Source organism: Alistipes sp. dk3624 (assembly GCF_009557455.1).
Taxonomy (GTDB): domain Bacteria; phylum Bacteroidota; class Bacteroidia; order Bacteroidales; family Rikenellaceae; genus Alistipes_A; species Alistipes_A hominis.
In genome coordinates, this window is the sequence record NZ_CP045651.1 from 3,005,729 (window position 1) to 3,019,767 (window position 14,039).

A 14,039-nucleotide genomic window follows, 5' to 3' on the forward strand; every position below is an offset into this window, starting at 1 on the left:
TAGTGAAATAGAGATGGGATTATCAATCATTATAGCGATCGTAGCATTCCTGGTAGTAACCTTGATCCTGGTGGCGTTGCTGCTGTATGCCAAGGCGAAACTGACCCCTTCGGGAGAGGTTAAAATCGATATTAACGACGGCGAAAAATCATTGACTGTGGAACCCGGCAGTACGTTGCTGTCGACGCTCGGCAACAACGGCATATTCCTGCCTTCGGCTTGCGGAGGCGGCGGTTCGTGCGGCATGTGCAAATGTCAGGTGCTCGAAGGCGGCGGCGATATCCTACCGACCGAGGTGAACTTTTTCACCCGTAAGCAACAGGCCGAGAAGTGGCGCCTCGGATGCCAGGTAAAAGTGAAGGAAAACCTGAAAATCAAGGTGCCCGAAGCTGTCCTGGGCGTTAAAAAATGGGAGTGCGAAGTGGTGTCGAACCACAACGTGGCCACCTTTATCAAGGAGTTCGTCGTGAAGTTGCCCGAAGGCGAACATCTGAAATTCCGCTCGGGCGGTTATATCCAGATCGACATTCCGAAATACGACGAGATCAAGTTCAGCGATTTCGACATCGAACAGGAATACCATGAGGACTGGGATCACATGAAGATGTGGGGGCTGGTTACGAAAAATCCGGAGCCGACGTTCCGCGCTTATTCGATGGCTAACCATCCGGCCGAAGGGAATATCATCATGCTGAATATCCGTATCGCCACGCCGCCCTGGGATCGGGCCGCAGGGGCTTTTATGAAGGTGAACCCGGGAATTTGTTCGTCGTATATTTTCTCGCGCAAGCCGGGCGACAAGGTGACGATTTCGGGACCCTACGGCGAATTCTTCGTGAAGGATACTCCGAACGAAAAAATGTTTATCGGCGGCGGCGCCGGTATGGCGCCGATGCGCTCGCATATCTTCCATTTGTTCAAGACCGAGAAAATCGACACTCCTGTAACATTCTGGTACGGGGCGCGTTCTAAGCGTGAAATTTTCTACGAGGAGCAGTTCGAGGAGATCGAAAAAGAATTCCCGAACTTTAAGTTCCACATCGCGCTGTCGGAGCCGAAGGAAGAGGATAACTGGAAAGGCTACACCGGATTTATTCACCAGGTTATTTTCGAAAATTACCTGAAGAATCACGACGCGCCGGAAGATATCGAATACTACCTGTGCGGACCGCCGATGATGACGGCCGCAATGACCAAGATGCTCGACGGACTCGGCGTGCCGGAAGAGAATATTATGTACGATAACTTCGGGGCTTAATGTCCGGAAGGCGTTTGAACTGGAAGGCTGCCGGCGGTTGTTTATCGCCGGCAGCCTTCGTATAAATCGAGGGATTATTATGAAACGATTTTTAGGATTGTTTATCGTCGGGTTCTGCTCGGTGCTCTGCGCCTGCGGCTCCCGGCCGGAATCGCGGGTTCCGGTGATCGGAATTTCCGATTTTTGCAACGGAGGCACGGTGACCGTGTCGCGCACCTATTTCGATGCGGTATTGCGGGCCGGGGGAGTCCCCGTGTTGATTCCGCTGATCGGGGACGAACAGAAGCTGGACGGACTGTTGCAGTCGATCGACGGACTGATTCTGACCGGCGGCGGCGATGTCGATCCCGCCTATTTCGGCGAGGAGCCGTCTCCGCATCTCGGGCATGTCAATGCGCCGCGCGATACGTTCGATTTCAGGCTGATCGAACTGGCCGCCCGACATAAGATCCCGGTGCTGGGCATTTGCCGCGGAATACAGATGATCAACGTGGCCTTCGGCGGAACGCTGTATCAGGATTTGCCGTCGGAATATGCCGATACTTCGGTGTGTCACATGCAGGCGGTGCCGGGGTACGTACCGACGCATACCGTGCGTGTCGAGAAAGGCTCGTTTGTTGCAGTGGCGACCGGTATGGATACGTTGCGGACGAACAGTTTCCACCATCAGGCCGTCAAACGGGTGGCCGATGGATTCCGTGTGGCCGCTACGGCGACGGACGGCGTGGTCGAGGCGATCGAGGACCCGGACAGGGGGGTCTTCGGTACGCAGTTCCATCCGGAGGATCATACGGTCGCCGGGGATACCGTGATGGTGAAATTTTTTGAATTTCTGGTTCGCGAAGCGGGCAAAAAAGCCCGTTGATCCGCGGGCGTTAAAAAATGATACGATGAAAATTCTGACAGGATCGCAGATACGCGAGGCCGACCAGTATACGATCGAACACGAACCGATCGAGAGTCTCGCGCTGATGGAACGGGCTTCGGAAGTGATCGCCCAGTGGATTTGCAACAACATTCCGCAGGAGCAGCCTTTGGCTTTTTTTATCGGAAAAGGAAACAACGGCGGAGACGGCCTGGCGGTTGCGCGCATGTTGCACAACGTGGGGTATTCCTGTTCCGTGTACGTTTTGTTCGATAAGCGGCAACTGTCGGTCGAGTGCCGCTACAACCTCGAACGGCTGCCGCACGGCGTGCGGGTGCAGGGCATGGATCGGGTGGAAGTTGCCGAGGATGCGGTGGCGATCGACGCTTTGCTCGGTACGGGCGTCCGCGGCGGGCTCTCGGAGCCTGTTCGCGGCGCGATCGCCCTTGTCAACGGGCTCGGCTGCCGGGTGATTTCGATCGACCTGCCTTCGGGAATGTTGTCCGAATACGGCAATGCGGGGCGCGAGATCGTGTATGCCGACGTTACGCTGACGCTGGAGTTCCCGAAGCTGGCGCTGTTGCTGTCCGAGGCGGGGGAGGCTGCCGGCGAAATCGTTATTCTGCCGATCGAACTGGACGAGAACTATAAACGACAGGCACGGTCGCCGTATTATTATGCGGACGGTCGGTACGTATCGGAACTGGTATTGCCCCGTAGCCGTTTTGCCCACAAAGGAACCTATGGGCACGCCTTGCTGGTTTGCGGCTCGCAGGGCATGATGGGGGCTGCCGTATTGGCGACAGGGGCCGCGCTGCGTTCCGGATGCGGATTGGTGACGGCGCATGTTCCTGCCGAAGAACGGTTCGTTCTGCATACGTCCTGCCCGTCGGCGCTGGTCAGCGGCGATCCGATGTCCGTGTTCTCCCGGTTGCCGGACGATATGACGAAGTACGCCGCCGTAGGGATCGGCAGCGGGGTGGGGAAGCACGACTTGTCCGTGCGGGCTTTCGAGGCGTTGTTGTCGTGCGGGATGCCGATGGTGATCGATGCCGATGCGTTGAATATGTTGGCGGCACGTCCCGAATTGGCCGGGTCGATGCCTCCGGGATGCGTACTGACTCCCCATTTGGGCGAATTGCGCCGCTTGGTCGGAACGTGGAACGACGATCAAGACCGAATCGAAAAGGTGAGGACGTTCGCGGCGCGCTACGGATGCTGTATGGTCGTGAAAGGAGCGCATACGATGGTCTGCTCTCCGGACGGACAGCTTTATTTCAATGCGACGGGGAATCCGGGAATGGCCAAAGGAGGCAGCGGCGACGTGCTGACCGGCTATATCGCGGGACTGCTGGCGCGGGGATACGAACCGCTGTCGGCGGCTTTGCTCGGCGTGTATGTCCACGGCGCGGCCGGCGATAAGGCTGCGGCCTATTACGGACAGGAGGGTATGAATGCCGCCGACCTGATCGATTTTTTGGGAGAGGCTTTGGCTGAGATTCAATAGTTTTTATTACCTTTGTACAATCATTAAAAAACAATAGGTTATGGCAAGTCTCAGAGGAATTAAAAACGATATCGATTACCTGGTGAGCGAGGTGATCTCGGATTGTTACATGGCTCTTTATTTCAACGATCAGAGCAAACGCGAGGGGATCGTCGCCGTCATCGAGGAGGCGGTCGATTTCCGTAACGAGATGATCCATCGGGCCAATCATCCGGCCGATAAACAGAATAAAAGTCTGGTGAAGAAACATTACGCGCAGATGCGCCGGGATATGATGACCCGCATCGACGCCCTGTTCGGGAAGCTGAGCGATATCTGTAAATAACAGAAATTTCAGGCCGTTTTGCAGGCGGCCCGTATTTATCCTCCGTCCGGGTTGTCCGGACGGATTTTTTATGACCGCGCGTTCGGGTGTTTCGCCAGCACGGTGTGCGGAACGTCTCCGTGGGAGACGATCTGTATCGGGCAGTTGTAATTGTGCAGTTGTTCCGCCGTAATGATGTTCGAATCGTGTCTGTGTACGCGACGGTTGACGCAGACGATCGATCTGACGTAACTTGAGATCGTTCCCAGGTCGTGGGAAACCATTACGATCGCCATTTTTTCGTTGAAACGCTTCAGTAGCAAGTACAACTCTTTTTCGAACTGGTTGTCGACGAAATTGGTCGGTTCGTCGAGAATCAGCAGTTCCGGGTCGGAGATCAGGGCGCGGCACAGCAACGTGCGCTGTATCTGTCCGCCGGACAGAGTCCCGATCGGTTTCCGGGCGATCTCTTCGATCCGGCAGGTGTGCAGCAGTTCGTCGGCTTTTTGCCGATCCTCGGCAGTGTACCGGCCGAGCAGTCGCTTCCTGGCCTGTAAACCCGATAGAACCACCTCCCGTACGGAGATCGGGAACGATTTGTCGATCTCGGATATCTGGGGCAGGTATCCGATCCGCCGGCATCCCCGGTTTTCGATCTCCGGGGCGTAAATGACCTCGCCGGAGTAGGGAACCGCCTTCAGGATAGCTTTTACCAACGTGGTTTTACCGCCTCCGTTCGGGCCGATCACTCCGATGAAATCGTCGTTCCGGATATCCAGGTCGACGTCGGTCAGTACCGGAACCTTGTCGTAGCTGACCGACACGTGATGCAGGGATACCAGTTTCATGGGTTCGCTATTAATTGGGCGATATGCAGTATATTGTCGGTGACGTTTCCGTCCAGCGGGTCGATCGCTACCGCTTCGAGTCCCAGTTCGGCGGCGATCGCATCGACCGTATTTTTGCTGAACTGCCGTTGGAAGAATACCTTCCCGATTCCGGAATTGCGGCCGGTTTCGATCAGGTTGCGGAGGTGCGCCGCCGAAGGCTCTTTCCCTTCGTTTTCGAGTGGAATTTGCGTCAGTCCGTAATCGTGCGCCAGGTAGGTCAGCGCCGGATGGAAGATCATAAAGGCGGTTTGCCGTCCGGCGAAAGTCTCTTGCAATGCGCGGTCCAGTGAATCCAATTGCCGGTCGAAACGTTCGTAACCGGCTTTGTATTCGACCGAGTCGGGATATAGTTCCGACAGTTGACCGTAGACGTTCTCTGCCATGATTTTCAGGCATTTCGGAGAGAGCCAGATATGGGGATCGGTTCCGTGTCCGTGATCGTGCGCTTCGTGCCCGCAGGTTCCTGCCAGCAACGGGACGTTTTCTGAGGTATTGATAACCCGGACGCTCGGCATATTCTCGCGGATGGCGTTTTCCAGGTTGCGTTCGAAATCGATCAGGCCGATATCGATGTATGCCAATGAATTGGCTACCTGCTTCATCTGCTCGGGCGTCGGCTCGTAGGTTTCGGGACTCGATCCGGGAGGAACCAGCACCCGGATGTCGAAATCGTTTCCGGCGATCTGTTCGGTAACGTAGCGCAGCGGTTCGATGCTGACTGTGATCCCTTTTTGCGGAGCGTTGTCGGGTGCAGTACAGGAATACATGCAGATTGTTGCGCAAATGATTGATATGTAATATTTTAATTGTTTCATTCGATGCGGTTTAATAAAAGAGGGTTTATTGTCATAACCTCTGCATATGTCGTGCAAAAATAGGGAATTTATCGGTATGCGCCCAATGAAAACGGGTCGGAATCGCACAATTCCTGCGCCGAAAATCTGTCGTTTTCCGGTAAGGAGCAGAACTGCCGAAAGGTTTTTGTTTCCGGGCGTTCCGTTTCAGGGCAGAAACCGGTTGTGGATTTCGTGAAAAAAGAGTTCCTGTTCCCGCTTATTCGTACTGCCCAGATTTACCTGTATCAGCTTGATTGTCGGGCCGTAGCCATTTTCGGCCGAATTGACCGGGTCGTTCCGGTCGAGTAGGTACAGTATTTTTCCGGCCAGCGTTTTCGCCCATAGCCAGGCTTCTTCGTTTATTTCGAAAGCTTCCAGTCGATCTTCCAGCCGGATCGGTTTTGCCTGCTCGATCGTCTTTAGGAACGACCGCGGTTTATAGATAATTTTCAGTTGGTCCGTCCGGTCGATTGCAACTATTTTACGGCGTTCGTTCGTATTGAAGCAGTAATGGTCGAACCAGATTCTGATATCTTTGCTTCGGGATACCATCAAAAACGAGATCGGCCGATGGTCATATATGGAGTCGTTGTCGTTCCTGATATCTTCGTATCTACCGACGCCTTCCGTGACCGAATCGATCGGCAATGAGTTGCATATTAAGTATAGGTCGGATTTTGTCTGAGCCGATCCCGTTTGCCATGCAATTACGTTGACAAACAGTATAAGAAGTAATTTTTTCATAGAGGGAAGTTTACTATAAAAATAATAAAAACAGCCGGAATGACGATGCATTTCGGCTGTTTTTATTTTGTTTTTCAATTATTCGGGTTGGATAACGGTTCCCTGTTTGGGTTCGTTGGTATCCAGCAGCATAACCTGTATCAGCTTGATCGTCGATCCGTCGCCTTCTTCGACGCAGTTGATCGGGTCGTTCCAATCGAGCATGTAGAGCACTTTTCCTTTCAGGTTATTTGCCCACATCCATGCTTCTTTGTTGTTTCTGAACGATTTCAGTTTTTCTTCCAGGTGGATCGGTTTCGCCCGTTCGATGGTACTGAGAAACGTCCTCGGTTTATAGATGATCTTCAATTGGTCGTACCATTTGGGCTCTCTGATTTTACGCAGTTCGGTTAGATTAAAATTGACGTGTATAAAATCAATATTAATGTCTTTACTGTCAGAATGCATTAAGAACATAACGGCCCGATAATTATAGGTAGGATCGTCGTCGTCACTGGGGTCTTCGAATCTTCCGATCCCTTCGGTTATATGATCTTTCGATAATGAGCTGCAGGTCAGGTATGTATCGGAACCTGATTGAGCCGATCCCGTTTGCCATGCAAGTGCATTGACAAGTAGTATAAAAAGTAATTTTTTCATATTGATTGTTCCGTAAATGCAATATACTGATAATAATTAAAAAACAGAGCCGGTTGAAACCGGCTCTGAAGAAGAAAAACGTGATTTTTTAGTCCGGAAATACCAATTCCTCTCTGGGCTCATTGGTTGCTACCATTCTGACTTCGATTAATCGGATGGTTGTCCCATCTCCTTCTTCCCCCCAGTTCATCGGATCGCTTCCGTCGAACAGATAGATTGTCTTTTCTCTTAGTCCGTCTGCCCATGCCCAAGCCTCTTTTGCTGTTTTGAAGGTCTCTTTTATTCGATCTATATAGATCGGATTCGCTTTTAATATAGTGTTGTTATAGAATGATTTAGGCTTAATTAAGATTTGCATTTGGTAATCGTCTTTTTGAATGGGTCTTTCTTTCTTTAATTTGTCGAGGTTGAAACTATAATGAGTAAACCATATCGTATATCCTACGTTTTTAGATTCAAATAAAAAGGTAATAGGCGGATGATTATATACGGGATCGTTATCATATTTAATATCACCTCTCCACATTCCTTCCGAAATCTCGTTTTTAGAAGAGTTGCAGATGAGATATATGTCGGATCTTGTTTGGGCTGTGATATTTTGATATAAAGAACAAAACAGTATTGAATAAATGATTTTTCTCAATGATGTTCCCATAGTGACGATTTTGTGTTGTTGTTCGATAATTATAAAAATAATAAAAACAGCCGGAATGACGATGCATTTCGGCTGTTTTTATTTTGTTTTTCAATTATTCGGGTTGGATAACGGTTCCTTGTTTGGGTTCGTTGGTATCCAGCACCCTGACCTGTATCAGCTTGATCGTCGATCCGTCGCCTTCTTCGACGCAGTTGATCGGATCGTTCCAGTCGAGCATGTAGAGCACTTTTCCTTTCAGGTTATTTGCCCACATCCATGCTTCTTTGTTGTTTCTGAACGATTTCAGTTTTTCTTCCAGGTGGATCGGTTTTGCCCGTTCGATGGTACCGAGGAAAGTCCTCGGTTTATAGATGATTTTCAACTGGTCGTACCATTTGGGCTCTCTGATTTTACGCAGTTCGGTTAAGTTTAAATTAGAGTGCAAAAACCAGATACAGATGTCTTTACTATCGGAATTCATTAGGAACATGACGGCTCGGTAATTATAGAGAGGATTTTTGTCATCTCGGGAATCTTCGTACCTTCCGATACCTTCGGTTATGTTGCTTTTTGATAATGAGTTACAAGTCAGGTATGTATCGGAACCTGATTGAGCTGATCCCGTTTGCCATGTAATAACACTGGCAAATAGTATAAAAAATAATCTTTTCATATTGATTTGTTTTTTATTTTGCTTTTGCGTCGACAATTATTCCTTGATCGGAAAGAAATTTTTTGTAAAACCCTTGTTCTGGCTTAGTTAATTCATCTTTAAATACAGGGCTATCTTCCGTCCCGGCATATCTCAGCATTTCGTATTTCTCCTCGGTAAATCCTGGAAATAGCTTTTTAAGCCAGCTATTGATGTTTTGATCTTTCACCATTTTTTCGTGATGTTCATTGTCGTAATCTTTGAAAGATTTGTTCGGATTCATCCACTTCAGACTGTCGAACAGAATGACATGGACGACTTCGTGAAAAACCAGCATCCTTTTACCTAATGAAGATGCATCTCCGAACAATGTTTCGTCATAGGTCATTACATAGCCGTTGATTTGACGGGTCTGAGTATTATATCTTACGTTAGTCGTTCCCGCTTTGGAAATACGCCCGAATTTTATAGTCAGCTTCCCCTCAGCCTGAAGATTTCTGAGCATCTGGCTGCAAGCCCATGGAATGCCCAGGTTCACTTCGTTCCAGGCTGCGGTCAGTTGATCCGGTTTGGGATCCGAATGCCCTGCGGTGGGGATGTTATCGAGTTCTTCGCATTCGCCGTTGCAGAATTGGAACAGACATCCCGGATTCGTGCATTTGAATTCCCCGCCGTAACCGACGTCGATGCTTCCTTCCTGGGAGAAGCAGGTGCACGGGTGATGTTTGCAGATCGGGCAGCAGACGCATCTTTCCGAAAGGAATCCGCATACCGAACAATAGGAAGGGGTTACTTCGATCCCACATCCGTTCGGACAGACTCCCCAAACGGAGATCGAATTGCAGAACGGGCAGTATCCGAAACCTTCGTTGCCGTCGCTTTCCGAGTCGGAACTGCGGGTAACCAGAGCAAGGGTAGGGGTTGACATATACAGCCGGTCGATGACGTCCGTCGTATCGGCGTTTTCGTCGGTCGAACGCTGTCTCATGCCGACTTCCATCCGTCCTCCGTTGCGGTGCAGATAGGATGCGAGGTATCGGCCTTCCACGTCCGAAATAATTACATAACCCGAATAATCGCGGTCTCTCATAAACCGATAGGGGGTTTTCATGTCTTTCCGTTTGTTGTAGCAGGACGAATCCGGAATAAAGGTAGCGATAAAATAGCGTTTATTTCCGGTTTCGATGTTTTTTTGCAGAATCAATTTCATCGTTACGGTCGAGCCGTCGACGCTTCCGGCATGTCCGTCGGCTTTTCGCGGCGACCAGGCTTTCAGCGGAGTGCCTCCGACGCGCAGCGGAACTTCGAGGGTAACGACTTTGCCGTTTTCGTAGGTTTGCCGCAGGTCATTCCATAGAGGCGTCATTAGGGCGGCCTGTTCCACCTCGTTGAGTATCCCTTTGGTCGACTGTCCGTGACCGTGTCCGCAGTCTCCGTGTTCGTGTCGGCAGCCTATATGCACCATGCGCAGGTCTTCGGCCGTTTGTTCGAAATAGGCGCGGGCTTCCTGCGCCGGAAAATGTTCGGATGCCTTTTCTCCGACATCCCCTCCATAATCGCACGGATCGTTCGTGCAACAATGGAAAAATAAGACGACGGCCGTAGTACCAGCCAGCCACCATAGTCGGTTCTTCCTAAATTAAGTTTTGGTTCGTAAATAAATTTTAGGGTAGTTTTTTTCCCGTTTCCAGGAAGGGAAGCGCGTAACTTCCCGATGCGATAGTTGATTTTTTACAAAGTTTCCACCTCCTTTTATTGATAAATTATTGTATATTATATGTTTGGATTACGAATATAAAAAGCAGGGGATCTATTTAGGTTCCTTATAAGAGTCTTTTTTATTCTTCGATGACGTAATCCTTAAGCATTATTTAACATAATATATATTATAATCAAAAATATTTCCGAATCGTAAGAGCGCCGCAAACGATCGAATCATGTATGAATTATGCAAATCGATTCAGAGATAACTGTCCGTATTTTCAGGCGAACCGCGATCGGTCGGCGAATCGTGAGATCGGCCGCCGACTCTTGTTATTATTAATGGGAGATCTTTTTTAGCATAAAATAAAGATGTCCGGAATATCGGGATGTAATCAATGAAATACCGGGCAAGAATCGTTTTCTCCGAACGCAATAATCCGGTCTATAAGGGAATCGTAGAAAGGTCTATCAGGGGTTACATTATGTTAAATTATTTTCTGTTTTTTACCGGGGCTTGTAAGAGATGCAGGTGCCGTTCTTCAGGAAGATTACGATGCGCTCGATGTCTGGCTCCGAGAACTCGGTTTTCGATATCTGTTTTTTTGTATCTATGGATGGATGGTTGGTTGGTACTTCCGGGGAAGTCGCACCGGGAGTTCCCGGAATCTTTCGTTCCGGTTGGCCGACCGAAGATTCCGTTGCCGGGATATTCGCCGTTTCAAAAAGATTCGCGGACAGCCGGAATTCCTGCGACGGATTCGGATTCGGCGAAGACGAAACATCCGGACGGTATGCGGAACCTTTCCCCAGTAGAAACCATTCCGGATTTACTTTCGGGAAACGTAACAGCATTTTTTCGATAAACTCGAAACTGGGTTTATTGCGTCCGCTGATGATGTGCGATATGGTCGCCGGTTGCACTCCCAGAATTTCAGCCAGACGGGAAGCCGATAGCTTCTCCATTTCCATAAATTTCAGCAATCTTTCCCGCATATTCGGATTTTTTACAAAGTTAAACAGTTTTACAAAAATAAACAAACCGTATTTCACGAATGTAAATACATATGTAAAAAAGGATAAGTTACATGTGTGAAATATTGGAAACGGAAGAAGACCTCGAAAAGGAAGGTCTTTTATTTAATATAAATTTATTATTTATTTTATATAATATATAATACTGATTTTCAATGACTATAATCTTTAATTGTCGTTGTAATAAGCCTTTTGTATGACGGTTAAATCATGTTTCGATTGATTATATCATTATTAAGTTTATGTAATATGATTTATAGTACTGATTTTTATGTATTTGTATATATAATATAAATATTTTTACATGAATTTGTCGTGTTTGATATTCGATCTTTATTTCATATTTTACAGATGTATTTATAGTTGACAAAATCGAGTTGCATCGATGGTTTGGTTACATTTGTGATTAAACGCCCGGTATTTACAAGTGTTAATTTTACAAAAGTGGAAATACCAGGGCGGTTTTATCCTATTTTTTTACAAGAATAATCCCTACCCTGCGGGACTTCGATTGGATTCTTATATGGAGAGATTTCCTGTTTAATTATGTTAAATAAAAAACGGAACCTCTTCAGGCTCCGTTTTTTGAATTTAAGTGTTTTATTATAAGCTGATTGTCTTTGCTATTCGTTGGAATTCCTCCGGGGTGAGTTGGAGTTTTTCCCGATGAAAATCGACGTCTTTTTCGCTGTTAATCGGTATCAGGTGGATATGGGCATGCGGAACTTCGAGCCCGAGAACGACGACGGCGACTTTTTTACAAGCTATATTAGCCTGTATTTTACGCGCGATCCGTTTGGCGAAAACCATCATGTCCGCCAGCGTCCGGTCGTCCAAGTCGAAAATATTGTCGGTCTCCTCTTTCGGGATGACCAGCGTGTGACCCTTTGCAAGCGGATTGATATCCAGAAATGCAAAATATCTGTCGTCCTCGGCTACCTTGTAGCACGGGATCTCCCCTTTTACGATACGTGTGAATACGGAAGCCATTTTTTACGGTTTTTGGTTCGGTTTAAATCAGTTTCATCTCCTGTTTGATCGATTCGATCTTACGTTCCATCGTTTGGCGCGTTTCTTCGAATTTATCTTCGCAGCACAATTCTCCCCGGACGCCGAAATAGAATTTGATTTTCGGCTCGGTGCCCGACGGACGGATTGATACGATGGTCGAATCCGCTGTGATGAACTGCAATACGTTCGATTTTTCCATATCGATGGGCGTTTTGCGGCCGCTCTTTACGTCGAGCGATTCTCCGGTCAGATAATCCTTCACGGTGATTACGGGCGATCCTCCGAGGCTTTGCGGCGGATTGTTCCGGTACTGGGTCATCATTCGGGCGATTTCCTCCTGTCCCTCTTTGCCCTGGCGGACGATCGAGACGAGCGCTTCGTCGAAGAAGCCGTATTTTACGTAGATTTCCTTCAGTAGGTCATACAGCGTCATTCCTTGGCTCTTGGCCCAGGCTGCGGCCTCTGCGGCCAGCGAACAGGCGCTGACGGCGTCCTTGTCGCGGACGAAATCTTCGGCGAGAAATCCGAAGCTCTCTTCTCCGCCGCAGACGTACTGCATTTTCCCTTCGAGGTTGCGGATGACCGTGGCGATATACTTGAAGCCGGTCAGGCATTCGAAATGTTTCACGCCGAACGATTCGGCGATTCGGGCGACCAGTTCCGTCGTAACGATCGTTTTGACGATGTACTCCCGGCCGTGAAGTTTTCCCAGTTCGCTCCACCTTCTTACGATATAATATACGAGCAGGGCGCATGTCTGGTTGCCGTTCAGCAAGATGTACGATCCGTCGCGGTCGCGCAGGGCCATCCCGATGCGGTCGGCGTCGGGGTCGGTGGCCAGGACGATCTCCGCCTGTTGCCGGGCGGCCAGGTCGATCGCCATTTTCATGGTCGCGCGTTCTTCCGGGTTCGGGGACGCTACGGTCGGAAAGTTGCCGTCCGGGATATTCTGTTCTTTTACCGTGACGACGTTCGTAAAGCCGAATTTGCGGAGCGATTCGGGGACGAGGATGACTCCGGTTCCGTGTATCGGCGTGTAGACGATTTTCAGGTCGTGATGGGCGGCGATGGCTTCGGGCGACAGCGACAGCGAATGAACGGCGTCGAGGTAGATCGCGTCGAAGGTTTCGTCGAGAATGACGATGTTGTCTTTGTGTCCGTTGGTGAGCACCTGATCCGGAGACGTGATCTTTTGCACCTCCGCGATGATGTTTTTGTCGTGCGGAGCCACTACCTGAGCGCCGTCGTTCCAGTACGCTTTGTAGCCGTTATACTCTTTCGGGTTGTGCGAGGCGGTGATGACCACGCCGCTGTCGCATTCCAGCTTGCGGATGGCGAAGCTCAGCTCGGGCGTCGGACGGAGCGAGTCGAACAGGTAAACCTTGAATCCGTTCGCTGCGAAGATGTCGGCGACGCGTTCCGAAAACAGCCGGCTGTTGTTGCGGCTGTCGTGCCCGATAGCGACCTTGATCTGCTTACCCGGAAAGGCTTTTTTCAGGTAGTTCGCAAGGCCTTGCGTAGCCATGCCGACCGTGTAGACGTTCATCCGGTTGGTGCCTACCCCCATGATGCCGCGCAGGCCGCCCGTGCCGAATTCGAGGTCTTTGTAGAAGCTCTCGGTCAGCTCGCCCAAGTTGTTATCCATAAGATATTTGACTTGCTTTTTCGTGTCTTCGTCGTAGTTTCCGGAGAGCCATTTTTCGGCTCTCTCCTTAACGATTAAATCCAAATTTCCACTCATAATCTTATTTGTTTTATTTATACGAATGCTTGTTTCGGTTGAAAAAAGTTATAAACAAAGATACGGATATTTTTTTGAATATTCTATATCAAACGGTTAAGTTTTGACTCTGCGGGAACCCTTATTTTTCTATATAAATATTTGCACAACAAACAATAGAGAAGAAAATTTTTTTTAATGAATTTATTTACAATTTTGTCTTCCGAAACAGACAGGATG

General features: G+C 49.1%; 14 protein-coding genes. 4 read left to right on the forward strand and 10 right to left on the reverse strand.

Annotated features, from left to right (window positions below):
* The first annotated feature begins 13 nt into the window (after positions 1–13).
* From nqrF to GFH31_RS12735, 4 genes are all read left to right on the forward strand, one after another.
* Entirely contained in the window at positions 14–1,258 is a 1,245-nt protein-coding gene (nqrF, locus tag GFH31_RS12720; RefSeq protein WP_055203952.1) for an NADH:ubiquinone reductase (Na(+)-transporting) subunit F, read from the forward strand.
* A 79-nt stretch (positions 1,259–1,337) separates the two neighbouring features.
* Complete coding sequence (locus GFH31_RS12725) at positions 1,338–2,123, forward strand: gamma-glutamyl-gamma-aminobutyrate hydrolase family protein (protein WP_153498015.1); 786 nt, start codon at positions 1,338–1,340, stop codon at positions 2,121–2,123.
* A gap of 25 nt (positions 2,124–2,148) precedes the next feature.
* Positions 2,149–3,630 carry an NAD(P)H-hydrate dehydratase gene (locus GFH31_RS12730; RefSeq protein WP_153498016.1) on the forward strand — a complete coding sequence of 494 codons (1,482 nt, stop codon included), beginning with the start codon at positions 2,149–2,151 and terminating at the stop codon, positions 3,628–3,630.
* A gap of 40 nt (positions 3,631–3,670) precedes the next feature.
* Positions 3,671–3,955 carry a hypothetical protein gene (locus tag GFH31_RS12735; protein ID WP_153498017.1) on the forward strand — a complete coding sequence of 95 codons (285 nt, stop codon included), beginning with the start codon at positions 3,671–3,673 and terminating at the stop codon, positions 3,953–3,955.
* Between the two features lie 68 nt (positions 3,956–4,023).
* Here the strand turns inward: GFH31_RS12735 and GFH31_RS12740 are convergent, their stop codons facing one another.
* From GFH31_RS12740 to GFH31_RS12785, 10 genes are all read right to left on the reverse strand, one after another.
* Entirely contained in the window at positions 4,024–4,782 is a 759-nt protein-coding gene (locus GFH31_RS12740; protein WP_153498018.1) for a metal ABC transporter ATP-binding protein, read from the reverse strand.
* A complete protein-coding gene (locus GFH31_RS12745) occupies positions 4,779–5,639 on the reverse strand; it encodes a metal ABC transporter solute-binding protein, Zn/Mn family (protein WP_172970763.1) in 861 nt (286 codons plus the stop codon). The genes GFH31_RS12740 and GFH31_RS12745 overlap by 4 nt, the downstream gene beginning before the upstream one ends.
* A gap of 186 nt (positions 5,640–5,825) precedes the next feature.
* Positions 5,826–6,404 (reverse strand): hypothetical protein, encoded by a 579-nt coding sequence (locus tag GFH31_RS12750; protein WP_153498019.1) that lies wholly within the window; start codon positions 6,402–6,404, stop codon positions 5,826–5,828.
* A gap of 78 nt (positions 6,405–6,482) precedes the next feature.
* The gene (locus GFH31_RS12755; RefSeq protein ID WP_153498020.1) at positions 6,483–6,752 is read right to left on the reverse strand and encodes a hypothetical protein; all 270 of its coding nucleotides are present in this window, start codon (positions 6,750–6,752) and stop codon (positions 6,483–6,485) included.
* A gap of 379 nt (positions 6,753–7,131) precedes the next feature.
* Entirely contained in the window at positions 7,132–7,698 is a 567-nt protein-coding gene (locus tag GFH31_RS12760; protein WP_147387394.1) for a hypothetical protein, read from the reverse strand.
* A 94-nt stretch (positions 7,699–7,792) separates the two neighbouring features.
* Positions 7,793–8,062 carry a hypothetical protein gene (locus GFH31_RS12765; protein ID WP_118656527.1) on the reverse strand — a complete coding sequence of 90 codons (270 nt, stop codon included), beginning with the start codon at positions 8,060–8,062 and terminating at the stop codon, positions 7,793–7,795.
* Positions 8,063–8,366: 304 nt separating this feature from the next.
* A complete protein-coding gene (locus GFH31_RS12770; RefSeq protein WP_153498021.1) occupies positions 8,367–9,797 on the reverse strand; it encodes a hypothetical protein in 1,431 nt (476 codons plus the stop codon).
* 743 nt (positions 9,798–10,540) lie between these two features.
* Positions 10,541–11,029: a helix-turn-helix domain-containing protein gene (locus tag GFH31_RS12775; protein ID WP_055203977.1), complete on the reverse strand. Its 489-nt coding sequence runs from the start codon at positions 11,027–11,029 to the stop codon at positions 10,541–10,543.
* Positions 11,030–11,671: 642 nt separating this feature from the next.
* Positions 11,672–12,058 carry an HIT family protein gene (locus GFH31_RS12780; protein ID WP_055203979.1) on the reverse strand — a complete coding sequence of 129 codons (387 nt, stop codon included), beginning with the start codon at positions 12,056–12,058 and terminating at the stop codon, positions 11,672–11,674.
* 22 nt (positions 12,059–12,080) lie between these two features.
* Positions 12,081–13,820, reverse strand: coding sequence for a phospho-sugar mutase (locus GFH31_RS12785; protein WP_055203981.1), 1,740 nt, complete (start codon positions 13,818–13,820; stop codon positions 12,081–12,083).
* Positions 13,821–14,039: the final 219 nt, after the last annotated feature.